We start from the raw sequence: 26,185 nt of genomic DNA on the forward strand, positions 1-26,185 counted from the left end.
GTACTCGGCGCGGGGGAGTCCCGTAACCAACGATAGGGAAGCCAGTGGTACTGAAAACCTTCGGCTGGTCGTTCGCGGTCACCGCGATCGGCCTGGTCGCAGCGGTGCTCTACGGGGGGTGGACCGGTTTCGGGATCGTGGCGATCCTGTCCATCCTCGAGATCTCGCTGTCCTTCGACAACGCGGTGGTCAACGCCGGGATCCTGAAGAAGATGAATGCCTTCTGGCAGAAGATCTTCCTCACCATCGGCGTGATCATCGCCGTCTTCGGTATGCGGCTGGTCTTCCCGGTGGCGATCGTCTCGATCAGCGCCAAGCTCAACCCGATCGACGCGGTGAACCTGGCGTTGAACGAGAAGGAGCACTACAAGGAGCTGGTGACCGACGCCCACGCGTCGATCGCCGCCTTCGGTGGCATGTTCCTGCTGATGATCTTCCTCGACTTCATTTTCGAGGAGCGGGACATCCAGTGGCTCAAGTGGCTCGAGCGGCCCCTGGCCAAGCTCGGCAAGGTCGACATGCTGTCGGCCTGTATCGCGCTGCTGGTGCTCGCCATCACCTCGATGACGTTCGCGGTCAACGCCCACACCCACACCGGGCATGTGGACAAGGCGCAGACGGTGCTGATCTCCGGCGTCTTCGGTCTCGTCACGTACATGATCGTCGGCGGTCTCTCCGGCTACTTCGAGAACAAGCTCGAAGAGGACGAGGAGCGCGAGCACGAGGAAGAGGAAGAGGCCAAGAAGGCCGGCAAGCCGCGCTCGGCCGTGGCCATGGCCGGTAAGGCCGCGTTCTTCATGTTCCTCTACCTCGAGGTCCTGGACGCGTCCTTCTCCTTCGACGGTGTCATCGGCGCCTTCGCCATCACCAACGACATCGTCCTGATGGCTCTCGGCCTCGGTATCGGCGCCATGTACGTCCGGTCGCTCACGGTCTACCTGGTCCGCCAGGGCACCCTGGACGACTACGTGTACCTGGAGCACGGCGCGCACTACGCGATCGGTGCGCTCGCGGTCATCCTCCTCGTCACCATCCAGTACGAGATCCACGAGGTCATCACCGGCTCGGTCGGCGTCCTCCTGATCGCCTGGTCCTTCTGGTCCTCCGTGCGCCGCAACAAGGCGCTGGCGGCCGCAGAGGGAAAAGCTGACGCCTCGGACGAGAAGGCCGAAGTCTCGTCCGGGGTGTGACCCGGCGGTAGTTGAGGGAACGCTCTGAAGCGGGGCGGCCAGGAGGTCCTGAACCTCTGGGCCGCCCCGTTTTCATCGGTACGGGGCCCCTGCGGCGGCGCAGGGGCACGGCACACAAGGTGGGGTGGCGGCGGGATGTCCGCATGGGAGAGGTTCTGGCGCGGGAACTCCGCGCAGTTCGAGTCCGGCAGCGCGGCGACCAACTCGATCGAGCTGACCAAGCGGCACCCGACGGTCAGCTTGAGCAAACAGGGCGCGGCCAGCGGAAATCTGCGGGTCAACCTCTCCTGGCAGATGCGGACGTCCGACATCGAGGGCCGCTCCAGGCAGAACGGCCGGCTGCTGCGGCACCCGTTCAAGCTGTTCCAGCCCGATGTGGTGCAGGGCCACACCCAGGGCGTGGTCAATGTCGACCTCGACCTGGGCTGCATGTACGAGCTGGTGGACGGCGCCAAGGGCGTGGTGCAGCCGCTCGGCAATTTCCTGGGGGACCTGAACGGGCCGCCGTTCGTGAAGCTCAGCGGCGACGACCGGTTCGGCTCGGCCTCCGGTGAGACGGTCTACATCAATCTGGACCACCGGGAAGCCATCAAACGTCTGCTGGTCTTCGTCTACATCTATGACGAGACCCCGGCGTTCGACCGTACGCACGCCAAGGTGACGCTCTACCCGAGCAGCGGCCCGCGCATCGAGATCGACCTCGACGAGCGGGCCCCGCAGGCGCGCTCCTGCGCGGTGGTGACGATCGAGAACGTCAAGGGCGAGCTGACCGTGCGCCGCGAGGTGAAGTTCGTGTACGGCTTCCAGGCCGAGCTCGACCGGCTGTACGGCTGGGGACTGCAGTGGGGCCGCGGCTACAAGTCGACCGCGGAGCAGCGGCGTTAGGGCAGGGCTCAGCGGCCCACGAACTGCGGCCCCTGCGGAGGCAGCCGGAAGTTCGGGTCCGGGGCCTGCGCCGGGGCCCCGGCAGGGGCGGCCGAGGCGGGCTGGGGGTAGCCGTACGCGGGCTGTGGGGAGGCCGGCTGCGGGTAGCCGTACGCGGGCGCCGGCGGCGCCTGAGTGGGCGGCTGGGGGTAGCCGTACGCGGGCTGCGGCGCCAAGGCCACATCGGGCTGGGCCGGGACCGGAGCCGCGGGCGTGGCGTCCGGGGTCGGACCCGCCGGGCCCGCCTCCTGCTGCTCGGACTCGTCCACCGAGATCCCGAAGTCGGTGGCCAGGCCGACCAACCCGTTGGAATACCCCTCGCCCAGGGCCCGGAACTTCCAGCCGTCCCCGCGCCGGTACAGCTCGCCGCAGATCAGTGCGGTCTCGGCGCCCGTCTCCGGCTTCACATCGAAATACGCGTACGGCTCCGCATCCGATGCGGTGGCGTCGTACAGCAAAATCCGCAGTGCGCGTACGTGCTCGAAGCGGCGCTCCTCCGCGGACGCGACGATCATGATCTTGTCGACCGCCGGGTCGAGGCCCGCCAGATCCACCTGGATGGTGTCGGTCAGGCCCTCGGCCAGACGCTTCTTGCCGAGGCGCCACACCTTGCCGGACGGGTGTCGTGGCTGGTTGAAGAAGACGAAGTCCTCGTCGGAGCGGACCCGGCCCTCGGCCGAGAGCAGCAGTGCCGAGGCGTCGACGTCGGGCACGTCGGAGCTCGGGGCCCAGCGCAGCACGGCGCGGACGGCCGTGGCTTCGAGCGGGACGTTCGACCCCTTCAGCATCGCGTGCGTCATGCCGTTCATCCTGCCTTCCCTGTCCAGGCCAGGACAACGCGGGGGCCTCTTGGTGTGCGCATTGTGTGGACGCCCGACATGGCTGGGTTACCTGAATTTCACGCCGACCGGGAACCCCTGACACGCTGCCCTACGTACTATTACCGGCCACATCCATTCACCGGCCTTGTCTTCTCGGGGGAGTCTCATGCGTCATTTCGGGCATATCACGCCTGAGATCCGGAATCGTCTGTTCCATAGCGAGCCGCGCGAGTTCACTGCCGACTCCCCGGCACCCCTGCTCTCCACGGCGCTCGGTGCCACCCTCTACAGCCCGGCCACCAGGCCGCGCCTTGCCGCCGACATCGTGAAGCTGGCCGCGCGGGGCGTCGTGTCCATGGTGATCTGCCTGGAGGACTCGATCAGCGACGCCGATGTCGTCGCCGCCGAGGAGAACCTGGTCAGGCAGTTCTCGGAGCTCGCCGAGGTCAGCCGTGAGCCCGGTGCGCAGGAGCTTCCGCTGCTGTTCGTCCGGGTACGCGAGGCCGCGCAGATTCCCGATCTCGTACGTCGCCTCGGACCGGCCGCCGCAATGTTGTCCGGATTCGTACTGCCGAAGTTCACCGAGGAGCGGGGCGTGCCCTTCCTCGAGGCGCTCACCGCGGCCGAGGCGAGCAGCGGGCGCAGGCTCTTCGCGATGCCGGTCCTGGAGTCGCCGGAGCTGCTGCACCTGGAGACGCGCGTCGAGACGCTCACCGGGATCGCCCGCACCGTCGACAAGTACCGCGACCGCGTGCTCGCCCTGCGCCTCGGCGTCACCGACTTCTGCTCGGCGTACGGACTGCGCCGGCAGCCCGACATGACGGCGTACGACGTCCAGATCGTGGCGGGCGTCATCGCGGACGTCGTGAACGTCCTGGGCCGGGCGGACGGCACCGGCTTTACGGTGACCGGACCGGTCTGGGAGTACTTTCGGGTCCAGGAGCGCATGTTCAAGCCGCAGCTGCGGGCCAGCCCCTTCCTGGGCCGGGCAGAGGAGCTGCGTACGGCGCTCATCGAGCACGACATGGACGGCCTGCTGCGGGAGATCGGGCTCGACCGGGCCAACGGCCTGCTCGGCAAGACCTGCATCCACCCCTCGCACGTCCTGCCCGTGCACGCGCTCTCCGTGGTCAGCCACGAGGAGTACAGCGACGCGCAGGACATCCTGCGGCCGGAGCGGCACGGCGGCGGGGCCATGGGGTCCAGCTATGCGAACAAGATGAACGAGGTGAAGCCGCACCGCGCCTGGGCCGAACGCACCCTGCTGCGCGCGCAGGCCTTCGGCGTCGCGAACGAGGACGTCGGCTTCGTGGAGCTGCTCAGCGCCGGGCTGCCCGGATGATCGTCAACATAGGTAGGAATGAGTAGCCACGTGAACAACGCAGTGTGGTCGGGTACTTGGGTCGCTGAGCGGCTCGGAGTCGAACTCGTCGGCGACGAGAAGCTGCAGGACCTGCTCGGACTCGCGCTGCGGCGCAACCCCAAGCGGGCGCATCTGCTGGTGTCGAACGTGCTGGGCAAGCACGTTCCGCAGCGGCCCACGACCGTGTACATGGCGGGGCAGGAGCTGGGGCAGCGGGTGTACGCGCTGCTCGGTGAGGCCGAAGCCGCGCGGGCGGTCGTCCTCGGCTATGCGGAGACCGCGACCGGGCTCGGTCACTGCGTCGCCGACGGGGTGACCCTCGCGCCCTATCTGCACTCCACCCGACGGCCCGTCGAGGGCGTCGCGCAGGCGGGCGGCTTCGAGGAGGCCCACTCGCACGCGACCTCGCACCTGCTGCTGCCGGAGGATCCCGAACTCCTCGCGGGCGACGGCCCGTTGGTCCTCGTCGACGACGAGTTCTCCACCGGGAACACCGTCCTCAACACCATCCGTGACCTGCACGCCCGCTACCCGCGCGACCGGTACGTCATCGTCGCGCTCGTCGACATGCGCTCGCCCGAGGACCAGGGCCGGCTCGAAGCCTTCGCGGCCGAGATCGGGGCCCGGGTCGACCTGATCGCGGGCGCGACCGGGACGGTGCGCCTGCCCGAGGGCGTCCTCGACAAGGGCCAGGCGATCGTCGCCGAGCAGGAGGCCGCCCTGTCGGGTGCGGTGCCCGCTCAGCGTCCGGCACCGGGCACGGTCACGCGGGTCGACCTCGGCTGGCCCGAGGGCCTGCCCGACGGCGGCCGGCACGGCTTCACGCCCCGCCACCGGGTCGCCCTCGCCCAAGCCCTGCCCGCCGTCTCGGACCGCCTGGCCGCGGCGCTCGGCGACCCGGAGGAGGCGGGCCGGGTGCTCGTCCTCGGCTTCGAGGAACTGATGTACGCCCCGCTGCGGCTGGCCGGCCACCTGGAGGGCCGCGACTTCGACGTCGCGTACTCCACCACCACCCGCTCACCCGTCCTCGCCATCGACGACCCCGGCTACGCGATCCGCACCCGCCTCACCTTCCCCGCGCACGACGCCCCGGCCGATGGGCCCGGCACCCGGTACGCGTACAACGTCGCGGGCGGCGGCTTCGACTCGATCGTCCTCGTCGTGGACTCCGTCGCCGACACCCCCGAACTGCACGCTCCCGACGGCCTGTTGGCGCAGCTGGCCGGGCACGCCTCGCGCGTCGTCCTGGCCGTCATCCCTTCGTACGTCCCCTCGTACGCACCCGAAAGGCCCCGCATGCTGCCCGAGCCCCTTCGCGGCCCCGCCTTCTCCTCGTACGCACCCGACGAGGTGGGCTGGCTGCTGCAGGACCTCTCGGACGCGGAGCTGGAGGCGCCCACCGAGGAGCGCGAGGAGGCCATCCAGAGCGGTGGCGCGCACTACGCGGAGTCGCTGCCCGTCGAGTACCAGCCGAGCGAGCAGTACCAGCAGCTGTTCCAGGCCGCCCTCGCGGAGTCGGCGGCCCGCATCGCGCAGGCCGTCGGCGTGGTCACCGAGACGGTCATCGCCGAACGCACGCCCCGCCCGGTCCTCGTCTCGCTGGCCCGCGCGGGCACGCCCGTCGGCGTCCTGATGCGGCGCTGGGCCCAGCACCGGCACGGCGTCGACCTCGCGCACTACGCGGTGTCCATCGTGCGCGGCCGCGGCATCGACGCCAACGCCCTGCGCTACCTGGCCGCCCACCATGACCCGGCCGACGTCGTCTTCGTCGACGGCTGGACCGGCAAGGGCGCCATCACCCGTGAACTCGCCGAGGCCGTCAAGGAGTTCGAGGCATCGGGTGGTGCTGTCGGCTTCGATCCGGAGATCGCGGTGCTCGCCGACCCGGGTTCCTGCGTCCGCACCTACGGCACGCGTGAGGACTTCCTCATCCCGTCCGCCTGCCTCAACTCGACCGTCTCCGGCCTGATATCGCGGACCGTGCTGCGGGCCGATCTGGTCGGGCCCGACGATTTCCACGGGGCCAAGTTCTACCGGGAGCTGGCCGGGGCCGATGTGTCGGTGCAGTTCCTCGACGCGGTCGCCGCGCGCTTCGACGAGGTGGGGGACGCGGTGGACGCGTCGGTCAAGGAGCTGCTGTCGGCCGACCGGGCGCCGACCTGGGAGGGCTGGGCCGCGGTTGAGCGGATCAGTGAGTCGTACGGGATCCACGACGTGAACCTGGTGAAGCCGGGCGTCGGCGAGACGACGCGCGTGCTCCTTCGCCGTGTCCCCTGGAAGATCCTGGCCAAGCGGGGCGCCGGGGCCGACCTGGACCACGTACGCCTGCTCGCGGAGCAGCGCGGGGTGCCGGTCGAGGAGGTCGACGAACTCCCGTACACCTGCGTCGGGTTGATCCACCCCAAGTACACGCGCGGCGCGACGGGCGCGGACGGCAAGGCGGTGGCGTCCGCATGAGCACGACCAGGACCGCGACCACGCTGGTGGCGAGCGATCTCGACCGTACGCTGATCTACTCCGCGCCCGCCCTGCAGCTGGACATGCCGGACGCGTCGGCGCCCCGGCTGCTGTGCGTCGAGGTGTACCAGGGCAAGCCGCTGTCGTACCTGACGGAGACGGCGGCCGGCCTGCTCGCCGCACTCGGTGAGCAGGCGGTCTTCGTGCCGACCACGACCCGCACCCGTGAGCAGTACCAGCGCATCCATCTCCCGGGCCCCGCCCCGCAGTTCGCGATCTGCGCGAACGGCGGGCACATCCTCGTCGACGGCGTCTCGGATGCGTCCTGGCAGCGGCAGGTCGCCGCCCGGCTCGCCGACGAGTGCGCCTCGCTCGCGGAGGTGCGCGCACATCTCCTGCGTACGGCCGACGAGTCCTGGCTTCTCAAGGAGCGGGTGGCGGAGGACCTCTTCGCGTATCTCGTCGTCGAGCGCGCGCTGCTGCCCGAGGGCTGGGTGAAGGAACTCGGCGAGTGGGCGCAGGGGCGCGGCTGGACGGTGTCCCTGCAGGGCCGCAAGATCTACGCCGTGCCGAAGCCCCTGACCAAGAGCGCCGCCATGCGCGAGGTGGCCCGCCGGACCGGCGCCGAGCTGACCCTCGCGGCCGGTGACTCCCTCCTCGACGCGGACCTGCTGCTCGCGGCGGACCGCGCCTGGCGGCCGGGGCACGGCGAGTTGGCGGAAACGGGCTGGACGGCGCCCTCGCTGACGGTGCTGCCGGAGCTGGGAGTTGCGGCAGGGGAGCGGATCCTGCGCGAGTTCCTGGACGCGTCCGGCTGAGGGCTGTCGCCCCGGCCGTCGGCTGGGGCACGCTGCCCTCATGACGAAGGGAAACAGCACACCACTCACGGCCGAGCTGTACGCCTACATGCTGGGCCACAACCCGCCGCTCGACCCCGTCCAGCGCATGCTCGTCGACGTCACGCACACCGAGCTGCCGATGTACGCGGGCAAGCAGGTCGCCGAGGAGCAGGGCCCGCTGCTCGCGTTCCTCGTCGGCCTGACCGGGGCCCGCCACATCGTCGAGGTCGGTACCTTCACGGGCCTGTCCGCCCTGTCGATGGCCCAGGCCCTGCCCCCCGGCGGCACCCTCCTCACCTGCGACGTCTCGGAGGAGTGGACGGCCCACGCCCGTGACGCCTGGGAGAAGGCGGGCGTGGCGGACCGCATCGACCTGCGCCTGGCCCCCGCGCTCGACACCCTGCGCGCACTGCCCCTCGCCCCGCACATCGACATGGCGTTCCTCGACGCGGACAAGGACAACTACGTCGCGTACTGGGAGGAGTTGGTGCCCCGCATGCGGCGCGGCGGCCTGATCGTCGCGGACAACGTGTTCCTGCGCGGCGAGGTCACCGACCCGGGGGCGACCGGCCTCGCGGCGGCGATCAAGGAGTTCAACGAGCGCGTACGGGCGGACGATCGCGTGGACAGCGTGATGCTGGCGGTGGCGGACGGACTGACGTTGGCGCGGAGGCTCTGAGGACGCTCCCGGAAAAGTCGGCCGGCGACCGATGAGTTCCCGCGTGATCCGCAGTCATAGATGACAGTTGGTGCGAGGAAGCCACGAGTGTGGTCCAATCGCGCACCGGCCGAAAACCGTCCTACCTGCGGCCAACCAGCCACCAGACACCGAGGAACCCGAGATGCGCACCCTGATCAGCACCGCCTTCATTTCCCTCGACGGAGTCGTGGAGGGCCCGGGCGGCGAGCCGGGCTACCGGAACTCGGGCTGGACCTTCAAGGACATCGAATTCCTCCCCGAGGCCTTCGAGATCAAGGGCCGGGAGCAGGAAGAAGCCACCGCGATACTCCTCGGCCGGACCAGCTACGAGGCGTTCAGCCCGGTGTGGCCCGACATGGAGGACTTCGCCGGCTACAAGGTGATGCCGAAGTACGTCGTCTCCACCAAGCTCACCGAGGACGACCTGGTGGACAACTGGGGCGAGCAGACGATCCTGCGCTCGCTCGACGAGGTCGCCGCGCTGAAGGAGACCGAGGGCGGCCCGATCATCGTCCACGGCAGCGCCGCCCTGAACCAGGCCCTGTCGGACGCCGGCCTGATCGACCGCTACCACCTGCTCGTCTTCCCGCTGCTGCTCGGCGCCGGCAAGCGGCTCTTCAGCGCCACGGACAAGGACCAGCAGAAGCTGAAGCTGGTCGAGCACGAGGCCTACGCCAACGGCCTGCAGAAGAACGTTTTCGACGTCGTCCGCTGACGTCGTCCGCCGGCGTCGTCAGCTGCTCGCGGTAGGGGCACAAAAAACCAGCCAGGCTGCCGTATCGGCATCCTGGCTGGTCATTGCTGTGGGCGCGGACGGTTTCGAACCGCCGACATCCTCCTTGTAAGGATGTTGGATCATGCTTTCGTGATCAAGAGCGCCGAAGTGTGTTCGACCAGGTCAAATGGATATCCGTGCAGGTCAGAGGCTCGTCCTGGTAGGAGCGGAGCCTAGCGGCGAGAGCAGTTCTTACCGGATCCTTCCCGATCTTTCCCTGGCTGTTCTTAGGCGTCTGTCCCCCGCCTGTCCCCCGAGCGTGCCCCGAGACCCTCCGCCTGGCCCTTCACGCGATCATCTGTATCAAAGCCGCAGCTAACGCATTGCTAGGCAATCGACGGACTACCGCTCAGGGTTCGCGGCCTAGCACCGCAGCGAACGCGGGCTGCGGACTCAGGCGGTGTCGAAGTCCGTGATGGTGAGGCCGCGTCGGCGAAGCTCGGACAGGGTTTCGCTGTCCATCGATGCGGAGGGTGTGCTGTGGAAGATGCCATTGCCGAGGTCGGCGTCCGGCTGTGGGAAGTTCGCGCTTGAGGGGAGCAGGATGACAGCCAGTTCCGGGTCGAGCGGTTCTGTGCTGCCGTCAGCAGTGAGGCTCCATGCCCAGGCGTCGATGGGCACTCTGATGTGTCCGAGGTGGGGCACAGTGACGGTCAGGGAGCCCTGCGGCTTTTCCTTGGAGAGGAGGTTGGCGAGGCGGTCGACGAGAAATGTGACGTCCTCAGCCTGGAAGGTCATGCGGTGGTTGTCGGAGAGTTGTCCTAGGACGGAGACGGTGCCGCCTTCTGTGTGGACGGAGATCGTCATGCGCCGGTCGTCTTCAAAGGCGGTGTTGAAGGCGCCGAGGAAGAGGCCGGCGGCGCGGGCTTCGGGGGTGGTCATGGGGTTCTCCATGGGGTTACAGGTGTTGCGGCGCCGTGCTTGGGCTTTCCTATGGTCAGGGTAGAGGGTGGATTGCAGCCCCGTCGTGAGTGTTCGTTCACCGGTGGTTGAGGCCTGGCACTCTGCCGATGCCGTGTGCCTCCAGCCGGGCGACCCTGCGGCTGGACTCAGGGATATCTGCGTTGGGCCCGCAGGCTATGACGAGGGCGCAGTGGATCTTGGCGGGGTCGTGCTCGTCGCCGCGGGCGACGCGTAGGACCAGGCGCTCATGGTGCTGGAACTCTTGTCCGCAGATGCGGCACTCCTCGTGGAGGAAGGACGGGTTGTGGCCGGCGGCGGTCATGATCCGCTCGTGATCCCACACTCCTTCGTCGCCGTGCGTCGCGTCGATGGCATTGCCGACGTGGAAGTGCTGGCCGGGTGCGTCGTTCAGGTCGAAGAGGCAGGCAAATACGTCTTCGCTGGTCCGCTCGTCCTTGATGCTGATGAGTACCTTGCCGGGCCGGTAGTGGACGCTGCTGCGTAGGTCGAAGCCGAGTGCGGTGATGCGGTGGATGCTCATCTCGAACGCTGACTTGGGGTCGTCGTTGTGCTTGGGCATGAGGTCGCATGCGATCGGATTCAGCCCGACGATGTGGCCCTTGTCGTTGTAGGAGACCTCGAACCGTATCCAGTCGTGGAGCTGGTTCTCCCGGCCGTCCAGCGGGCACGGCATCAGCCCCCAAAGCAGCGTTCGTGCCGCCGTGCCCGTGATCATCTCGGCGTCCCACTCCCAGTGGGTCGGTCGCCGCACTCCGTCCGGTGTGGTGATCTCCTGCGCGTTCACTTTCCTGCCTTCTTCCGGCGCTCCAGCATTCGCGCCTTGATCTGGAACTGTGTTGGTTCGGTGTAGGCGTGCTTGCCCCAGGCCGAGGATTGGGTGCTGTGTCTACGGGTCAGTCCGCAGTACCGGCAGCCCATTGGGGGGACGTCCGGTCGTACGGGGTCGGTGCCGCGGGGGCGTAGCGTCGATGAGGAGCCGTCGGCATGCCGGATGGTGACTTCCCCGTATTCGATGGCGATCGTTGCGCTCTTGCTGAGGCCGCGGAAGACGAGCGCAATGGCCAGCCATCTCGGCCACGGGCCCTCGGCGTTGTGCACGCCGTACGAGGTGGAGTACGTCTCGTCGAACTCGTCGACGTCGGTGGGGACCAGGGCCTCGGCTTCGGCCCTCAGTTCTTCTGGCGTGCGGCCGTCGGGCGGTGGAGGGAACATCTCCGTGATGACGGCCGTGGTGATTGCGTTGGTCATGCGCTCAGCGCCTTCGCGCTGCAGTCCTTGCAGTACTCGGAGCACAGCATTGCTTCGCCCTGTGGCTGCCCCTGGCCGCAGGTCCGGCAGTTCGCCCAGGATCTCGTTGTGAACGCCACTTGGTCTGAGCCGCATTCGGTGCAGAGGACTCTATGTATGCGGGGGAGCGTTCCGTCTTCGTAGGGCTCGCCTGCGGCGTAGCCCAGCAGTCGCGACTGCGCGTCGAGCATGTCGGCTTCGGGAGTGTCTGGGTCTTGCGTCAGGCGTACGAACACGGCGTGGGCAAGGGTGGTGTTCGATGTCAGCGGGTGCGCTTCGAGCTGAGTGACGATGCACGACGTGCCTCGTTCCCCGTCGTCGTTGAGCGTGTGGTGCACGATTTCCCACACCGCGCGCCAGTCCTTGCCGAGACCTGGTCGGACTGCATCAGTGCGAGGCATGCGGGTCGTTGTTGTCACAGTTGGCGGCCTTCCTGCTCGCGGGTGTTGAGGTGTACGGCTTTCTGCTCGTGCTCCTTCCGGAGGGTGGGATGGCAGTGGGTCCGGAACGTGTGGAGTGTGGTCGGGGATGTGATCGGTATGGCCGGTTTCATGGCTGTTCTCCTAGTTTGAGGGCAGGCGATTTTGAGTCATTCCTGGCCGATGGCGGCGTGCGGTCTGGTGACGGTTTGCGGCCTAATGTTCAAGTTTGCGGCCATGTCTTGCCGCGTCGAGGGTCGGAAGCCGGAGGCGGGGTCCTGCTGGCATGGGAGTGGCTCGGTCTGATGGGTGGCCGAGGCGATCCACGGGCGGGGGGCTGCCGGAGGGTGCTGAACTCCGTCACCGCCTCAAGGGCCTTGTCGGGCTGGAAGGCGTGATGGCGATGACGCCTTGAAGGGGCGGTGGATCCAGCGGCGATGACGCCGAGCAAGGTCGGCCGCCTGGGTGTTGATGGCGTGCCGGGGAGCGCGGACGGCGACCTGACCGGAGGTGATGACATTGAGGCCCAGGGTGATTGGGTTGCTGGTTCGCGCGTGGATGGTGATGTCGCCAACGGTGATGGTGCGTTCAGCGTCATAGGTCACTGCGCAGGTGTCCTGTTTGTGGCGCTTGTGGAGGCGGGCGGTCCTCGCGGGCCCGCCCGCAGGCTCGTCAGTGCCGGTTGCAGACCCATGTCTTCGGCTCGCCGTTGGCGACGAGTTCGAGATGGGTTTCGGTGGTCCGGCCGCATAGCTGGCAGGTGACGTGAACGGTTCGGGGCATCCGTAGGGGCCGTATGGCTTCGTTGGCGTGCAGTGTGATCGGGGTGTCTTTGCCGGAGACGGTGATGATCAGCTGGGAGGGCAGGTGGGGGTGGGCTTTGGTCTGTTCGACAAGCAGATGCTCGCCCGGGTTCTCGTGAAGGGCGAAGGTGTCACCTTCTTGGAGGCGCGATGCGGGAAGAGCCGCCGGGAGCGCGGTGGTGACCATGAAGCCTTTGGCCTGGCGCGGGTTGGGCAGGGGCGGGTTGGGCGTGGAGTTCAAGACTGGTCTCTCTGGTGCGGTGCGGTGCGGTGCTCTGCTTGAGATGGGTGGCCGTGCTGGCACGCGGTGGGCTGTGGCCGGACGGGGGAGTCGGCCCGTCAGGGAGGTTCAGTCACCGTTGGCGCTCGTCTCGGGGGTGTTGTGCTTGTGGGCCGCTTCGAGTTCGGTGTTCAGTCCGGCGTGGGCCTCGCGCAGTCGCTTCCGTGCGGTGCGCAGCCGGGTCTCGGCGCCGGCCAAGGTCTTTTTGTGTCGGTCGACGAGCTCAGTGAGACGGGCGACCTGCTGCGTGTAGTGCTCGACTTCACTGGCGCGGACTTCGACGCTCGGCCGGTGGGGTTTGTGAGTCCGTACCTCGCTGCGGGGCTTGTTGCGCTGTGCGCGGGCGAAGGCGACGAGCTCTTCGCGGACGACGTACTTGGTCCGTTGGTTCAGGGGGCCGGTCAGTAGGACGAGGCGGGGGAAGTTGCTGTGGCGGGCTGCCCAGTTGCTGATGGCGGAGCGGGTGACGCCGACGAGTCGGGCGCCGCCGGCGAGCGTGGTCAGTTCGTTTTCGCGGCCTTGGTATTCGGGGCGGAGCCAGGTCACTGCTTCCACGAGGGTGTTCCTTGCGTGGTGTTGGGGCGGGCGAGGTAGCGATAGGCGTGGCCTGCGATGAGTTCGCGGATCTCGGCGCTGGCTGCGGGGTCGCCGGGGGTGTGTCCGCTGCGGGTGGCGACGGGGCGCCGGTGTTCGGTGCACCAGCGGGTCCAGCGCCATATCGAGCCGTCGGGCGCGATGTAGGGGCGGGTGAGGTCGTATGTGTGGCCGTTGAAGGCGTAGATGGTGGTGGGGAAGCCTGCCTGCCAGGGAAGGCCGTTCACTGCCGACCTGCCTGCTGGAGGTAGTTCTCGGCCGCGGCGTCATCACCGGGGCGACCGAGAGCGATCGACAGCGCGGTGAGGAGCCCGGTGACGATGGATGACTTTGCGGAGCGGTGAGCGGGTGTCATCGGGAGGTAGGCGGGCAGTTCGATGTCGGTGAGGAGCTGGGCGCGCAGGTGTCGGATTTCGTCGGCGATCTGGCGGCAGACGGGTTCGAGGCGGCGTTGGTGGTGCTTTAGGTCGGCTGCTTCCTGCCGCTGGTCGCTCTCGTGCAGGCGCTTGCAGCTGCCGCACAGGTGGCCTGGGGCGGGTTCGGGGATCTCGTGCAGGGCGAGGCGGCCGCAGCGGGTGAGGACGAGCTGGTCAGGGTCGGTCGGCCAGGTGGCCACTGTCACGAGGTGGGGCTTTGCGGAGACCGAGGCTCCGTAGAGGAGCATCATCGGCTGGTCTTGTCGTTGACGAGGGCTAGGAGGAAGGCGAGGTCGGCGGGGGCGTTCACGAGGAGGTCGGCTGCTGCCTGCGCGGCGGCGAGGGTGTGGGCGGGCTGCTCGTCGTCGGGTGCGTGATTGCACAGGACTTCAGCGACGCGTGCGCCGTCTGGTTCGAGGATCTCGAGGGAGGTGTGTACGGCTTCGGGGTCGTCGGCGTCGACGAGGCCGCCGTTGCGGGCCCAGTGGGTGCGGTGGAGTTCGAGCGGGGGCAGGTTCGCGGTCTTGAGGCGTGCGGTGATCTCAAGGATGCGTTCGCTTCGGGTGCGGTCGGCCGAGGACCAGAGGGCGTACTGGTTATGGGTGGCGAACCAGAAGTAGCCGCGCTGTTTGTGGATGGTGGCGGTGTCGAAGGCGGTGCCGAGTATCTGCCGCCACTTCGTGGAGGGGAGGAGGACGAGTTCTCCGTCGGTGTGCATGCGGTCGATGAACCGGAGCCACTGGAGGCATTCGTTGGGGAGGTCATGGATGGTGCGGTAGGTGTCGCGGTTGTATCCGATCTCCCAGAAGACGGCTACGAGGAGGTCGTATCGCTGAAGGGGGCGGTTAGCGGCTTCCAGGGCGTTGAGGACGTTGCTGCGGTTGGGGGTGGTGGGTGTCATTGCATGTTCCGTTCGTGGTGCTTGGGAGGTGGCGCCCCCTCCATCCGTTACGTCAATTCTACTCTTCACGAAGGGGGCGTCAAACCCGTTTATGCAGGTCAACAGGGCTGTGCTCGTCAGGCGGCGGCTAGCTCGGCATCCTGTACCGCGTCCCTCTCCGCCTGGGCCTTCTCCTCTGCAGCCAGTGCTTCGGCCCGTTTCTGCGCTTGCTCTTCAGCCCTCGCCAGCGTCTCGGCCTCGATGGAGGAAAGCGCATAGCCCTCGCCCTTCAGGAGCGTGAGCCAGGCGGCGGTGGTGGAGCTGATCTCCCCGCGCCAGGCGCTGTCGCCCATGGCCTGCTGCTCGTGCGCAGCGCAGACCTGCGCGAGCAGGATCTGCCACCGGCGCGAAGCCGGGGTCTTCGCGATCACCTCGGCGAACGGGTCACCGACCCGAGTCCACTTGTTGCGGTCCTCATTGGGGTCCGGGACGCGCAGGAACGTAGCCGTCAGGGTCGTGTCGGCGGTGTCGATGAAGTGCTCGTACAGGTAACTGGTGCCGGTGATCGTCGTCATGATCACCTTCCATGCAGCGGGCGACGCGTCGCCCTTGCGGGTGCACAGCGTGGCGAGGAACTCGTGGCGCACCAACCGGGCTGCCCGCCATGCCTTGTTGTTCTGGATGACGGTGCGCCGCTCCTCCTTCTCCAGCTCCTTGTCCTTGTGTGCCCGGGTGTCTTTGGGAGCGTCGGGGCTGAGCTGGTGCCCGCACTTGAGCCAGTCCTGGCACAGCCACACCGCGACAGGCTCCTGCCGGTCGAGGAACGCTGCATGGCCTGGGCAGGCGCGATGGGTCTCGGGTGTGACCGGTTCGCCGTCTGCCGTCACGAGGTCGGTGAGGGGGCGGGCGGCGGTCCTCGTCCAGTCCCAGCAGCGGTCGACGAGCGGTATGCCGGCCGCAGCAAGTTCCTCGGTGACCTTCGCGCGCTCGGCCTGGTCGATGAGCTGGTCGCGCAACTGCTGCATGGTGTGCGCCCAGTTGCCGCGCTGACCGGTGCCCTGCTCCAGGTCGCACTTTTTGGCGTCGCGCAGCCACCACAAGGCATGGTCGAGGCTCTCGACTTCGTGCAGATCGGCCAGCTCCAGGAAATCGAAGTCGTACTGAAGGGCCTTGCTGAGAGCTTTGTCGCTCAGCTTGTCCGCCGTCTCGGCGGCCTTGACCTGCTCGGGTGTCAGGCCCAGGGAGCGGGCGTGCTTGGCCTTGCGGGTCTTGCTGATCTTCATCAGCGACAACTGCCGTACCGCGTTGATGTCATCGCGTACGGAGGCGGCCTTGCGGTGCTTGTTCTCGATCAGGCTGATTGTCAGCGCGTCATCGTCCACGCCTTTGAGGTCGGTCCGGATGATCGCCGGAACCAGCAGGTAAGAGCGGCCGGCGGCGATCGCCTTCTCCGCGGCGAGGACGGCGGCCTTGAAGCGGCGCTGGCCGAAGATGATGCCGAGCGTCTTCCCGTCGTCCTGCGGGCGCAGCAGCAGCGGGGTCTGCACGCCGATCTCCTCGACAGAAGCGATCAGTTCGGGATCCGGCTCGGTGGTGTCCTCACCCTCCTGCGTGGACTCCTCGTCCTCGGTGCCTTCGTCGTCCTTGGACGCCGATGGATGGGGCTTGCGGTGGTTGTACGGGTCGACGACCAGCGTGTGCGGGTCGACCCAGGCGAACGCACCGGCGAACCCTTCGACGCCGACGGCCGGTTCAGCGGTCACCTCCGCGCCAGGATCGGTGCTGGTCGCGGGCTTCTCGGTGTCAATGACGGTCATGATGACCTTTCGCGTGCGAGTGGACAGTAATCCGGGGCGGTGGACTCAGATGGCGGTGGTAGCGGCCGCCTTCTTGCGGCGAGCGGGCTTCGCGTCGTTCGTCCGGGCAGTGCTCTTGCGCGCGCGGGACTTGGGACCCGCCTTCGCCGCAGGCTTCGCCTCGTCGGCCTCCTTGACCGGCTCGGCAGGTGCGGGAGCGAGGCGGCGGCCGCGCGAGTTCAGTGAGGGACGGTGGCCGTTGAATGCCGGGAGCAGCACGGTGCGCACAGCCGTCAGGAGCGACTCCAGCGGAGTCTCGGCGTGAGTGAAGGTGACGCCGGTGCTGTAGCGCATGCCCTCCGCCAGGCGGTGACGGCCGGGCTCGTCGGTGCTTGTGTCGGGCTCGGAGGGTGTGCCGCCGATGGCGAAGGCTTGCACTGCCCGCCCGCCGAAGAGGAGACGCAGTCCGATCGCGCGGCGGTCGGGGGCGATGAGGTGGACGGAGGGGGCCTGGCGGGGCTCGAAGTCGTCGACGACGTTCCAGACGCCGAGCTCCCCGGCAAGGTCCTCGGCCAGAAGGTGCAGGCCGAACAGGGAAACGGTGATCGGCGGCAGGCCGGTGGTGTCCGTGGAGGTCATGCGAAGAAGTCCTGTTCCAGAGGTGCGGCGGACGGGGCGGGGCGGTGGCCGTACCGCGGGCGGGTTCAGCGGATGTGGACGATGGCCGGAATGCCGTCGGGGTTGTCCGGGCACAGTGCGCGAATCTCATCGGCCGCGTCCTGGGGGAGGTCTGCGAGTTCGCCGTCACGCGTGTATCCGGCGAAGACGACCGGTCCCTGGAGTTCATGGCCGAGACTTCCGGCGAGGTCGTGAACGGCAAGACCCGCGTAGAAGTTGGGGAGCTTGTTGTCGCGGTGCTCCCCGGCGAGCACGGCGATCGAGGGCCCGCTCGTCCGCCTGATGAACTGCACGGCCTCCACCGAGTCGAGCAGCGCACGCGCGATGACCTTCGACTGCTCATTGAGTGTGGTGCCGATATCGAGGTCGCGGACCTGGCCGTCGAGGTCGATGCGAAGGGCGCGGATGGTGGCGGTCATGGGGGAGTCCGTTCGTCGTAATGGAAGGGATTTCCCCTCCAACTGATACTTGAATTCTACTCTTCGCAGAGGGGGCGTCAAACCCGTTTGTGCAGTTCAGGGGGAAGGTGCAGGCTGCCGCTGTCGGCTTCGCGCCTGCCTGAGTCAGGCGGCGACCGCGGTGCTCTGCTCCAGCAGGTGCTGCGTCTGGCGCAGGGCGGCGATGATGCGCGCCTTGCCGAGCATTTCGTCGCGGTGCGCGAACACGGCCCGCGCCTGCTTCATCGCTTCCTCGACGGCCCTCGGGTTCACGATCGAGTCGGCGCAGGCGACCGTCACCCGAGGCCCGAGCTGCCAGATGATCGAATTCACTGCCGCGCAGGCGGCGGCGATCTCGTCGATGTCGACCATCGACCACTGGAAATCTGCCGGATCGAGCCCCCGCTCACGCAGGTGCTGCGCCGCCGAGCGCAGCAGTCCGCCACTGCCGGCGGCCGGGTCGTGGACGTGCTGACCGCGCTGCGGGTCATCCACCGCAAGCTGGATATCCATGACGCTCTCGGCCGCGAGCATGTTCGCCATGGCATCGGCTACTGAGGCGGGGGTGTGGTACTCGCCGAGGCCCTGCTGGGCGCCGCTGGAACGAACGAGCATCATGACCGGCGACAGCACATCCGTCTGGGCGCGCAGGTACGGGTCCGCATGCCCGGTGAGGTCGAACAGGCCATGCTCCAAGGCGGCTTTGGTGACGGCGCGCACCACGTAGGCGCGGTGGCCGTCGATTTCCTCGTCGTTGAGCCACTCGTGCAGGATGCGAGCCCGCTCGATCAGGTCGGGCCGGTGCATCCAGTGGGTTGACCAGATCTCCCGGAACATGCCGATCAACTGCGTGTCTTCCTGGGCGAGGATCTGCGCCTTCAAGTCCGGGCCCCTGTCGTCCTTCTGCCGGATCAGGGAGAGCGCGGCGACGATACCGATGGGCACCTCGATGCGCGGACCACCGTGCTGCCGGTGCCATACGCCTGCAACGCCCTCGCCGATCCGCATGGCGTGCCCGTGCGGGTCACCCGAAGGCTTTGTCCTGCGCGGCCGGGCTGGAGCCGCGGCCGCCGTGGGTGTGGGGCGGGAAGGAGCGGGCGGCGCCTTGGGCGCGGTGAAGGCGGCGGGGATGGGCTGCGGCTCTTCTTGGAGGGCGGCGAACAGGTCGAGCTGCGTCACGAGTTGATCGCTTTCGGCGAGGGGGTGTGGGTGTGCGGGGGCCCGCCCTCGCAGGCAGGGGCGGGCCGGGATGGTGAAGAGGAGACAGCCGTGCAGGTCATGCGGGGCGAGGGTCAGCCCTGGTCGATCCAGACGACGCCGTACGGCGTGTGCCAGATGTGGGAGAGCGCAGCCTTGTGGATGTCGGCGCGCATGTCGTCCCACACGATGCGTCCGAGATCATCGCGGTACGGGTCCAGGTCCCAGCCCGCGTTCGTGCCAGGCGGTGAAGTCAGGATGTCGGCGAGGGAGTCGCCGAAGCCGATGACCCGCTCCCGGTACCGCTCGTGCATCTCCCGAAGCTCCTGGCGCCACAGTTCATCGCGGTGGCCGGGCTCGGCGGCGTGCCATCCGCGAGCGTTGATCGCATCGTGCTGCGCGAGGGCGACCCAGGCCACGGCCCGTTCCTGCGAGCGCACCGCAGCCCTGTACGCCACTTCGCCGACGATCATCTCGCGCAAGGTGAGCGGGTCGAGCAGCACTGAGGCCCGATCGGCATGGCGAGCCGTCGCGGCCCCGCGTGCTTCTGCTTCGGTGCGGGCCTGCCAGTGGGGTACGAAATAGGTGAACGTGCCCGCCTCCCGTTCGGGGTGCCGCAGTGTGATGCTCCACATGCCGCGCATCCAGCCCGTCACGTCACACACCGTCCGAAGAGCAGGAGTGCTGCCAGGCGCGGAACCCGGCAGGGTCCATCTGGCGCCACTGCTGGATGTACCGGGCGGCGATGCTGGCGTGTCCGGCACGCTCGGCTTCCGTGAACGGCTCGGTGACCAGGGCATGGCTGCGGGGGTGCGGCCAGGTCGCCTGCAGGGAGTTCGGGGCCGCAGCGGCGAGGTGCCAGCTCAGGTTGGCCGCCAGGAACGCGGGGCTCTGTCGCTCGATCGGAGTGCTCTCCATCAAGGCTATGGAGTCGCTCTGGGCGGCGAACCGCAGCGGACTGCCGTACACGGCGTCGTCGGGCATGTGCACCCAGACCTGCGGTCCGTGCTGTTCGTGGGGCTCGGACTGGATGACGGTGCGGTTGTAGGCGACGCAGGGGCCGTGGTGCTTCGACAGGTACCGGACGGCCACCCGGTCACCGGGCAGGTAGAGATCCACGGAGATTCTTTCCTCGTTGTTGATGCGGTTCGCTGACCGGACGTGGGCGGCGACCGCTGCCGCGCGGGCCCCGGTCGCCGGGCAGGGGGTCAGGAGACGGTCGAGCCCGATCACCAACCCCTGGACGTTGCCGCGTGCTTGAGCCTGGGTGACGGTCTCGATGGCCAGTGCGACCTGCTCGGGTGTGATCGCGTGCGGCACGGAACACTCGCAGGTGCTCCTTGCTCGCTCGGCGAGCTTGGCCAGGGCGGCGGGATGTTCTGCCTGCGGGAGGCAGCCGGGGTGACGGCTGGCGGGGCGGGCCAGGCGCAGGTGGCTGTAGAAGCGGGTGCCTTCCCAGCCGCAGATCAGGCAGCGCACGGGCCACAGGACGTCGCTGCCGGGATATCCGCCCAGCGGCGCCCAGCTGAGTTCGTCGATCCGGGCCAAGGCCTTGGCGGCTGAGGCCAGGTTGCGGATCGAGGGTTTCAGTCCTGCGAGGTAGACGCTGGTGCCGCCGCTTGCGAGGGCTTGGGTGTTGCTCATGCGGATGCCGTTCTCGTGGGGCTGAGGTGGGAGGTGAGGGAGTGCGTGATCCCCTCACCTCGTAATCAAATTCTACTCTCTATGTGGGGTGGGGCAACTGCGAACACCCAGCTCACAAGGGGGTGTTGGGGTTACGACTCGTCTGCGGGCGCGAGCGCCTCAGCCATGGCCGAGGCGGACTTGCGGCCGAACACCGAGTCGTAGGGGACGGTGTGCGTCATGTTGCCGAACGCCGAGTTCTCCTTGGTGACGACCTTGGAGTGCACGTTGAGGATGCTCGGCACGGTCAACGACTTCGGGTTCACCCTCAGAATCTGGAACCACCGGCCGTGCACGCGCGCGAAGTCCCCCTTCGCGAAGTCCGCCGGCCCCCAGATCTTGAAGCCGTCCGCCTCCGCCTTCGAGATGATCGCCTCCCAGTAGGTGATCTCCTCCGTCAGCTCTTCATGCCGACGGTTGAGCTCCGCGACCGTCTCCGGGCTGCCGATGTTCCGGGTGTAGCCCCCGGCCGATTCGCCCTTCTGCCACTTCTCGACCCTGCGCAGATCCGCCCGCAGCTTCTCTAGGCGGCGCAGAGTACGCCGCGGGGCGTTGCGGAACTCTTCGTAGTTTTCGGAAGCTGCCGCCCTGCCCGCCCAGTAGTCGGCGCGCTTTCCCTCGGCGATGGACTTGCCCATGCTGTTGTGGATGCGTTCCTGGTCGCGCCGGGCGCGGCGCTCCGAATGGTGCCCGACCAGAATGGGCTGACCGAAAGGGATCGAGGACGCCAGCCGGTGCGCGCTCTCCTGCAGCGCCTCGGAGTGTCCGGCCGCGCGGCCGGCACGCTCAACGAACCGGTCGGCCCGCGCCTCGGCTTGCTCGACGCGTTCGGCTTCCGCCTCGGCGAAGCTGCGCCGGGTGTCCTCGTCAATGGTGACGGTGACTTCGAAGCCTTCGGCGCGCAGGGCCTCGGCGGCAGGGTTGATCTTCCACATCATGGCCGCCTTGTCGCGTGAGCGGGGCAGGCCCAGGCAGCCCAGCGAACGGAAGAAGCGGAAGCCGTACGGCCTGATGAGCTCGAAGACGCCGTCTCCCTTACGGCTGCCCTCTACGAGGGTGCCGTCGCGACGTGAGTGCGTGATCTCGATGGTCACAGCTGTGGTGGTCCTTCCGTGAGCCGGATTGGCGGTATGGGGGTCAGAGCGAGGCCGGTGTGCCAGCCCCCGAAGATTTCCTGTGCTGCGCAGTGAGCGGTGTGCAGGTGGTACCAAGCGCCGTGGCCGGCCAGGGTTTCGGCCGCGGTGATGTGGAAGGCGATCTCCGGACCGTGTGCGTCGGACAGCGGCGTACCGAGGGCAGCGCGCAGCCCCACGCAGTCGCCGGCCTTCACGGTCGCCCCTCCGGCGTGGCCGCACGGGAGGCCAGGAGCAGCGCCGTCTGCAAGGACAACAAGAGGTCGTCGCGGTCGAAGGCGAGGGACGAGGCGGCATGGCGTGCCGAGTGCGGTCCCGCGCAAAACGCGTCCGAGTTCCCGCGGGTGCTGCTGGCCCACGAGGATGCGTACTGGGTGAACGCCCACGCGTACTGGCCTGCGGATGTGGGGGATTCGAGCTCGGCGGCTGTGGCGTCGCGGGCTTCCCAGGCGGCAAGAAGCAGTACGTGCCGTCGTGCTTCCGGGCTGGTCAGAGCCCACAGCTTGGGCAAGCCGAAGACAACGAAGGCCTCCTCCATGTCGCCGTCGACTGCGGCTATGGCACGGGCGAGGAGCCGGTGGAGTGGGAGGGCTTCCTGCTCGGCGCTCTCGATCTCGTTGTCATGGGGGCCTTTGTTCACGGCCTTCTCCTTCGGTAGTGACGGTGTGGTGGCCCAGGACGGCCACCACGTGGTGCGGGATCTGGGATTGTCGGGGCTCTGGCGGCGCGAGAAGTCGCCAGCCGCGCACACCTGGTACTCCCATGAGCCGTCCGGTCAGGGGCCCTTACGGTCGATGACGGTGGCGGTGCCGTCCGGGAGGCTGCGGGGCCACTGCTGGTTGATGTGCGAGACCCGCGTGCCGATCGGCAGGGGATGGCAGGTCATGGGTGCTCGGTTTCGTCGGGGCTGGGTGGGTGCGAGTAGAACTCGTCGGTTTCGGTCCGGGTGCGCTGGCGGTCTCGGCGCTTCAAGGCGCGCCGGACGCGGAGGGCTATCTGCCGGTTGGGGAAGTCGTCTTCGGGGTATCGGTCGCGAACCCCGGCACGGGCGATCTCACGAGGGCTGAGGATCAAAGGAGTTCTCTCTCATCGGGCAGGCGTTGGATCAGTGAGTCGTGTCGCTCGCCCGTTGTTCGTGCGCTGTCCGCAGGCGTCGGGCCACGGTGATGAGCGCGCAGGCCTCACTGTCGCGGCGCAGGAGGATCAGGCCGCAGACCTCGAACATCAACGACCAGTGGCACTCAGGAACGGCATCGGCGAACTCATCGAGCGTCACGGCTCGTTTGGCGGCACTGCGCCGGGTCCAGGCGCGGCGGACGACGCGCTGCATGGTGCGGTTGGCCCGGCGGGTCTGGCCGCTGTCGAGTCCGAGACTGTTGATGATCTCGGCAGCCGCCTGAAGCGGCAGGTGCTTATCGAGCATGGTTGTGCGGGTTCCTTCGGCAACGGCATAAGAGGTATTTGACGGGTTGCGCCCACCTTGGAGTGGGCGCAACCAAGGCCTATTCAGCAGGCAGCCATCCCGAAGAACAGCCATGCAGGCTCACCTGCGTCCGTCTCTATCGGCAGCGCCCCGGCAGGCCCTTCCTTGGGAAAGACCCGCGGGTCCCTGCCTCCAATCAGCTCCATAGCGCGTTCTGTTGCCTGTGCCAGCGGGCGCTTGGGTTCGTCCAGAACTGTGACCTCGTCCTTTTCGTAGACCGTCCCTGAGTACATGCGGTGACCGTGGTCCCAGGCAGCCTGTGAACGTGCATTGAAAAAGGCCCTGTGGACACTGCGTCCCGTGGCAGGTGTGTAGAAGTCCATCGCGCCCATGCCTGTGCTCCCGCGTTGAGTGGTTCGGCAGGGATTTCCCCTCCGCCTTATGATTGAATTCTACTCTCTAAGGAGGGGGCGTCAAACCCGTTCTCCCAGTTCAAATCCCTTACATGCTCCAGGGCTTCCTGGCTCCTGCCCGCTATGGAATGCGCGCCACGGGAGGGTTCTCAGTAAGTCGCGAAGCCGAAGAACAGCCAACCGGATTCGCCGGAATCGACCGTGACGGGCAACGCTCCCGCCGGCCCCCACTTGTCGGCGATCGCGGAATCTTCGCGATCGAGCAACTCCTCGGCGCGGGTCAAGGCGGCCTCCTCGCCGCGCCTCGGCTCAACGAAGAGCTCGAAGCTGTCCTTCTCGGCGATGCTGCCGGTGTAGCCGTCGCTTCCATGCTCCCAACGTGCCTCTTCTCGCGCGGCGTTGAAGGCGCTCGTTGGGTCAGTGCTGATGGCCGTGGTGAAGAATGCGATAGCGCCTACGGGTGCCCTCCTGATGTGTGTGGCCTCGCGCCCGCCCGTATTCGCCAGGCGGTGAATGAACGACTCCGGCCAGTGGCTGTCTGTGTGCGTCCGCCGGAGAGTGGATGTCAGTGAATTCGTATGCGCGGACGGTTTGTGCGGATCACCCGCGCCTGCCGGTCGCCGTGATCCGCGTCGCGCTCCCGGTACATCTGCTCGAGGACGTTCTCCGCGCCGAGGATCATGCTCACCGCGTCGTCGAGCAGGCTCACGTGGTCGTCGCCGAGCAGGGCGAGCCACAGTTCCATCGCCGTGAGGTCATCCCGGGTCTTGCCCCAGAAGTCGGCGTACTCGTGCCACGCCTCGACCGTCAGGCGTGCGGCCCAGTCGATCGCGGCGGCAGCCTGCCCCTCGCTGATGTTCTTTTCGGCGGCGAGCTTGAGGACGGCCAGTGGGTCCGGTAGTGGCGCGTGCATCGGGGCGGTGTCCTTCCGGTTCGGTCGCAGGCGGGGCTCCTCCTGCTTGTAATTGAATTCTACTCTTCAGTGAAGGGGTGTCAAACCTGCTTCCCCAGCCCGCAGGCCTGGACTTGGCGCTTCACTGCGGCTGCCGAGCGCGTCGTCGGTGGCTCGGCGGCGCACGCCGCCCTGAACGGGCTCCTGGGCGACGGCACTGACCAGGCGAACGAACCTTCCGGACGCGCTGGGAAGTTGACCGAGAAGGGGCTGCGATGAGTGCGTTCTGCGGGTCCATCATGCTGCCGCCCCCGCGAGGGCGGTACTGCGTCGAGCCCGCTTGCGAATGCTTGCCGCCCCGGCGCGACGCACCTCGGCACGCTGTGCCGTCACCCGGCACAGCCCGCACAGTGCCTGACCGAGGCGCCGGTGCCCCGCCACCCCGCTGCTCGTACCGCATGTCCCGGCCTGGCTGGGCAACTTGGGCAGCCCAGAGGAGCCCGAGGCTGCGGCAACCGCCTTTCCATCGACCCATATCCGTGCCGCGCACACCCCGTCGAACCGGTTGGCCTCCGGTCGCACCAGGTCGTAGCAGCGGGCAGAGAACGGGCACTCGGCGCAGCCCTGCATCAACGGCCCGCAGGCTTCCAGGAGCTGCTTCGGCCTGCGCAGCAGCGCATCGTCGGGAAGGTAGCCGTCCAGGCCGGCGCACGGTGCGAGCTCGGTCCAAGCGGTCGAGGTGGTGGAGGTGATCACGAGGGTTACGCATCCTTGTGGCGGCAGGGTGATTCAGAACAGGGACGGGTGCGCGACAGCGGCAGGCAAGATCGCGTCAAGCGCGGCGGAGGCCTTGAGCTGGAGAGTCGAACTCTGGCGTGACCAGCGGCGATAGAACTTCGCCGCCCACGCTTCCGGGTCGGCGTAGGTACCCGGGCACGGCACGTAGGACTCCTCGTGGCTGCGGGCCAGCTCGACCGCTGAGCGAAGCGCGCCGTAGCGCACCGCGGTCATGCGTGCCGTGATGAGCTCATGAGCGTCACGCCAGGTCGCAATCTCGGCGCGCACGCCCTGCGGTGCATGGACCTCGTACCGGAAGCCGCCCGGCGTCGGCGTCCATACGGTCGACGCCCCCGCATCCGGCTCCCCGTCCAGGCGGCGCACACGGAAGCGTCCGTCGCGTTCGGTGAACTGCCGCTCGCCCCACTCGATGCGTGCCGCACCGTCGGGAAGGTCAAAGAACTCCAGCAACTGCGGTGGGGTGAAGAAGTCCCGCACTGCCATCAGCCGGTCATCGTCAGAGAGCTTCACTGTCCTGCCCCCACAGGCGTGTGCGAGCAGCTGGCCAAGTGCTGGGCGATCGCCTCGGTCATCGCATCGAGCCGCAGATCGCCCGGCGGATCACAGCACAGGTCGGCAGGTGTCGTGTCCCGCACGACGCAGCGCCATGGCGGGCGGTTGGAATCCTCCGGGGTATGTGTGACGTGCCAGCCCATGAGCATGCGACGCTCCAGCGGGAGAGCATCCTGGCCAGCCCAGATCAGCAACGAGCCGTCCGGGGCGTACGCGCAGACGGCCAGGCCCCCGCGCGTCTCGATGTACGGGTGCAGACCGATCGCCTCGAGCGCAGCGTGTACGTCGCCGTAGATGGCCAGCGCGTCCAGCTCCTCCGGCCCGTACTCGGCGTGAATGGCAGCAACCTTCGAAGTGACGTTCAGCATGAGAATCCGATCCTGGATTTAATGTAGCGACCTATTTAGTCGCCGCGTTAGGGGGTCGCGATTGATGAGTGGAGGTCCATTCAGGGCCCCGACAGTCGCATGACACCGCAGTTGAAAGCCTCACTCTTGGGGAATCTCCCCTT

The 26,185-nt window shown here is 67.9% G+C and carries 34 protein-coding genes; 7 read left to right on the forward strand and 27 right to left on the reverse strand.

Annotation, left to right across the window (positions count from 1 at the left end):
• Nucleotides 1-44: 44 nt before the first annotated feature.
• Both OG430_RS32885 and OG430_RS32890 read left to right on the forward strand, forming a co-directional pair.
• A complete protein-coding gene (locus OG430_RS32885; RefSeq protein WP_327356270.1) occupies nt 45-1,190 on the forward strand; it encodes a DUF475 domain-containing protein in 1,146 nt (381 codons plus the stop codon).
• Nucleotides 1,191-1,325: 135 nt separating this feature from the next.
• Nucleotides 1,326-2,075 carry a TerD family protein gene (locus tag OG430_RS32890; protein ID WP_327356271.1) on the forward strand — a complete coding sequence of 250 codons (750 nt, stop codon included), beginning with the start codon at nt 1,326-1,328 and terminating at the stop codon, nt 2,073-2,075.
• A gap of 8 nt (nt 2,076-2,083) precedes the next feature.
• Here the strand turns inward: OG430_RS32890 and OG430_RS32895 are convergent, their stop codons facing one another.
• Nucleotides 2,084-2,914, reverse strand: a complete 831-nt coding sequence (locus OG430_RS32895) for a TerD family protein (protein WP_327356272.1) — start codon at nt 2,912-2,914, stop codon at nt 2,084-2,086.
• Nucleotides 2,915-3,101: 187 nt separating this feature from the next.
• Here OG430_RS32895 and OG430_RS32900 point away from each other — a divergent pair, with 187 nt between their 5' ends.
• The 5 genes from OG430_RS32900 to OG430_RS32920 all read left to right on the forward strand — a co-directional run bounded on the left by OG430_RS32900 (nt 3,102) and on the right by OG430_RS32920 (nt 9,009).
• Nucleotides 3,102-4,277, forward strand: a complete 1,176-nt coding sequence (locus tag OG430_RS32900) for an HpcH/HpaI aldolase/citrate lyase family protein (protein ID WP_327356273.1) — start codon at nt 3,102-3,104, stop codon at nt 4,275-4,277.
• 18 nt (nt 4,278-4,295) lie between these two features.
• Nucleotides 4,296-6,755 (forward strand): phosphoribosyltransferase, encoded by a 2,460-nt coding sequence (locus tag OG430_RS32905; protein ID WP_327356274.1) that lies wholly within the window; start codon nt 4,296-4,298, stop codon nt 6,753-6,755.
• Complete coding sequence (locus tag OG430_RS32910; protein ID WP_327356275.1) at nt 6,752-7,573, forward strand: HAD family hydrolase; 822 nt, start codon at nt 6,752-6,754, stop codon at nt 7,571-7,573. Before OG430_RS32905 ends, OG430_RS32910 begins: the two co-directional genes overlap by 4 nt.
• Before the next feature lie 40 nt (nt 7,574-7,613).
• Nucleotides 7,614-8,273 carry an O-methyltransferase gene (locus OG430_RS32915; protein ID WP_327356276.1) on the forward strand — a complete coding sequence of 220 codons (660 nt, stop codon included), beginning with the start codon at nt 7,614-7,616 and terminating at the stop codon, nt 8,271-8,273.
• A 163-nt stretch (nt 8,274-8,436) separates the two neighbouring features.
• Nucleotides 8,437-9,009, forward strand: coding sequence for a dihydrofolate reductase family protein (locus OG430_RS32920; RefSeq protein WP_327356277.1), 573 nt, complete (start codon nt 8,437-8,439; stop codon nt 9,007-9,009).
• Between the two features lie 453 nt (nt 9,010-9,462).
• Here the strand turns inward: OG430_RS32920 and OG430_RS32925 are convergent, their stop codons facing one another.
• From OG430_RS32925 to OG430_RS33050, 26 genes are all read right to left on the reverse strand, one after another.
• On the reverse strand, nt 9,463-9,951 hold the full coding sequence (locus OG430_RS32925) for a hypothetical protein (RefSeq protein ID WP_327356278.1): 489 nt from the start codon (nt 9,949-9,951) through the stop codon (nt 9,463-9,465).
• 97 nt (nt 9,952-10,048) lie between these two features.
• Nucleotides 10,049-10,777 (reverse strand): hypothetical protein, encoded by a 729-nt coding sequence (locus tag OG430_RS32930; protein ID WP_327356279.1) that lies wholly within the window; start codon nt 10,775-10,777, stop codon nt 10,049-10,051.
• The gene (locus tag OG430_RS32935) at nt 10,774-11,241 is read right to left on the reverse strand and encodes a hypothetical protein (RefSeq protein ID WP_327356280.1); all 468 of its coding nucleotides are present in this window, start codon (nt 11,239-11,241) and stop codon (nt 10,774-10,776) included. Before OG430_RS32935 ends, OG430_RS32930 begins: the two co-directional genes overlap by 4 nt.
• Nucleotides 11,238-11,681, reverse strand: a complete 444-nt coding sequence (locus OG430_RS32940) for a hypothetical protein (RefSeq protein ID WP_327356281.1) — start codon at nt 11,679-11,681, stop codon at nt 11,238-11,240. Before OG430_RS32940 ends, OG430_RS32935 begins: the two co-directional genes overlap by 4 nt.
• A gap of 386 nt (nt 11,682-12,067) precedes the next feature.
• Nucleotides 12,068-12,304, reverse strand: coding sequence for a hypothetical protein (locus tag OG430_RS32945; RefSeq protein ID WP_327356282.1), 237 nt, complete (start codon nt 12,302-12,304; stop codon nt 12,068-12,070).
• 67 nt (nt 12,305-12,371) lie between these two features.
• Nucleotides 12,372-12,743 (reverse strand): hypothetical protein, encoded by a 372-nt coding sequence (locus OG430_RS32950; protein ID WP_327356283.1) that lies wholly within the window; start codon nt 12,741-12,743, stop codon nt 12,372-12,374.
• A gap of 108 nt (nt 12,744-12,851) precedes the next feature.
• Complete coding sequence (locus OG430_RS32955) at nt 12,852-13,337, reverse strand: hypothetical protein (protein ID WP_327356284.1); 486 nt, start codon at nt 13,335-13,337, stop codon at nt 12,852-12,854.
• Nucleotides 13,325-13,603: a phiSA1p31-related protein gene (locus OG430_RS32960; RefSeq protein WP_327356285.1), complete on the reverse strand. Its 279-nt coding sequence runs from the start codon at nt 13,601-13,603 to the stop codon at nt 13,325-13,327. Before OG430_RS32960 ends, OG430_RS32955 begins: the two co-directional genes overlap by 13 nt.
• The gene (locus OG430_RS32965) at nt 13,600-13,998 is read right to left on the reverse strand and encodes a hypothetical protein (RefSeq protein ID WP_327356286.1); all 399 of its coding nucleotides are present in this window, start codon (nt 13,996-13,998) and stop codon (nt 13,600-13,602) included. The genes OG430_RS32960 and OG430_RS32965 overlap by 4 nt, the downstream gene beginning before the upstream one ends.
• Nucleotides 13,999-14,039: 41 nt before the next feature.
• On the reverse strand, nt 14,040-14,693 hold the full coding sequence (locus OG430_RS32970) for a hypothetical protein (RefSeq protein WP_327356287.1): 654 nt from the start codon (nt 14,691-14,693) through the stop codon (nt 14,040-14,042).
• A gap of 116 nt (nt 14,694-14,809) precedes the next feature.
• Nucleotides 14,810-16,489, reverse strand: a complete 1,680-nt coding sequence (locus OG430_RS32975) for a ParB/RepB/Spo0J family partition protein (protein WP_327356288.1) — start codon at nt 16,487-16,489, stop codon at nt 14,810-14,812.
• A gap of 45 nt (nt 16,490-16,534) precedes the next feature.
• Nucleotides 16,535-17,107, reverse strand: coding sequence for a hypothetical protein (locus OG430_RS32980; RefSeq protein ID WP_327356289.1), 573 nt, complete (start codon nt 17,105-17,107; stop codon nt 16,535-16,537).
• 65 nt (nt 17,108-17,172) lie between these two features.
• The gene (locus OG430_RS32985) at nt 17,173-17,565 is read right to left on the reverse strand and encodes a hypothetical protein (RefSeq protein WP_327356290.1); all 393 of its coding nucleotides are present in this window, start codon (nt 17,563-17,565) and stop codon (nt 17,173-17,175) included.
• A 144-nt stretch (nt 17,566-17,709) separates the two neighbouring features.
• Nucleotides 17,710-18,591, reverse strand: a complete 882-nt coding sequence (locus OG430_RS32990; RefSeq protein ID WP_327356291.1) for an N-6 DNA methylase — start codon at nt 18,589-18,591, stop codon at nt 17,710-17,712.
• A 284-nt stretch (nt 18,592-18,875) separates the two neighbouring features.
• Entirely contained in the window at nt 18,876-19,436 is a 561-nt protein-coding gene (locus OG430_RS32995) for a hypothetical protein (RefSeq protein ID WP_327356292.1), read from the reverse strand.
• Between the two features lies 1 nt (nt 19,437).
• The gene (locus OG430_RS33000) at nt 19,438-20,424 is read right to left on the reverse strand and encodes a hypothetical protein (RefSeq protein ID WP_327356293.1); all 987 of its coding nucleotides are present in this window, start codon (nt 20,422-20,424) and stop codon (nt 19,438-19,440) included.
• A gap of 131 nt (nt 20,425-20,555) precedes the next feature.
• Nucleotides 20,556-21,557, reverse strand: coding sequence for a DUF3560 domain-containing protein (locus tag OG430_RS33005; RefSeq protein WP_327356294.1), 1,002 nt, complete (start codon nt 21,555-21,557; stop codon nt 20,556-20,558).
• The gene (locus OG430_RS33010; RefSeq protein WP_327356295.1) at nt 21,554-21,793 is read right to left on the reverse strand and encodes a hypothetical protein; all 240 of its coding nucleotides are present in this window, start codon (nt 21,791-21,793) and stop codon (nt 21,554-21,556) included. The genes OG430_RS33005 and OG430_RS33010 overlap by 4 nt, the downstream gene beginning before the upstream one ends.
• Nucleotides 21,790-22,236 (reverse strand): hypothetical protein, encoded by a 447-nt coding sequence (locus OG430_RS33015; RefSeq protein WP_327356296.1) that lies wholly within the window; start codon nt 22,234-22,236, stop codon nt 21,790-21,792. Before OG430_RS33015 ends, OG430_RS33010 begins: the two co-directional genes overlap by 4 nt.
• Nucleotides 22,237-22,701: 465 nt before the next feature.
• Complete coding sequence (locus OG430_RS33020) at nt 22,702-23,019, reverse strand: hypothetical protein (protein WP_327356297.1); 318 nt, start codon at nt 23,017-23,019, stop codon at nt 22,702-22,704.
• An 83-nt stretch (nt 23,020-23,102) separates the two neighbouring features.
• On the reverse strand, nt 23,103-23,411 hold the full coding sequence (locus OG430_RS33025; protein WP_327356298.1) for a hypothetical protein: 309 nt from the start codon (nt 23,409-23,411) through the stop codon (nt 23,103-23,105).
• A gap of 170 nt (nt 23,412-23,581) precedes the next feature.
• Nucleotides 23,582-23,716 carry a hypothetical protein gene (locus OG430_RS33030; protein ID WP_327356299.1) on the reverse strand — a complete coding sequence of 45 codons (135 nt, stop codon included), beginning with the start codon at nt 23,714-23,716 and terminating at the stop codon, nt 23,582-23,584.
• A 281-nt stretch (nt 23,717-23,997) separates the two neighbouring features.
• On the reverse strand, nt 23,998-24,345 hold the full coding sequence (locus tag OG430_RS33035) for a hypothetical protein (RefSeq protein WP_327356300.1): 348 nt from the start codon (nt 24,343-24,345) through the stop codon (nt 23,998-24,000).
• A 276-nt stretch (nt 24,346-24,621) separates the two neighbouring features.
• Nucleotides 24,622-25,080, reverse strand: a complete 459-nt coding sequence (locus OG430_RS33040) for a hypothetical protein (RefSeq protein WP_327356301.1) — start codon at nt 25,078-25,080, stop codon at nt 24,622-24,624.
• A gap of 33 nt (nt 25,081-25,113) precedes the next feature.
• Complete coding sequence (locus OG430_RS33045) at nt 25,114-25,632, reverse strand: hypothetical protein (RefSeq protein ID WP_327356302.1); 519 nt, start codon at nt 25,630-25,632, stop codon at nt 25,114-25,116.
• Entirely contained in the window at nt 25,629-26,042 is a 414-nt protein-coding gene (locus OG430_RS33050) for a hypothetical protein (protein ID WP_327356303.1), read from the reverse strand. The genes OG430_RS33045 and OG430_RS33050 overlap by 4 nt, the downstream gene beginning before the upstream one ends.
• Between the last annotated feature and the right edge of the window lie 143 nt (nt 26,043-26,185).

Origin of the sequence: Streptomyces sp. NBC_01304, from assembly GCF_035975855.1 — a bacterium.
GTDB lineage: Bacteria > Actinomycetota > Actinomycetes > Streptomycetales > Streptomycetaceae > Streptomyces.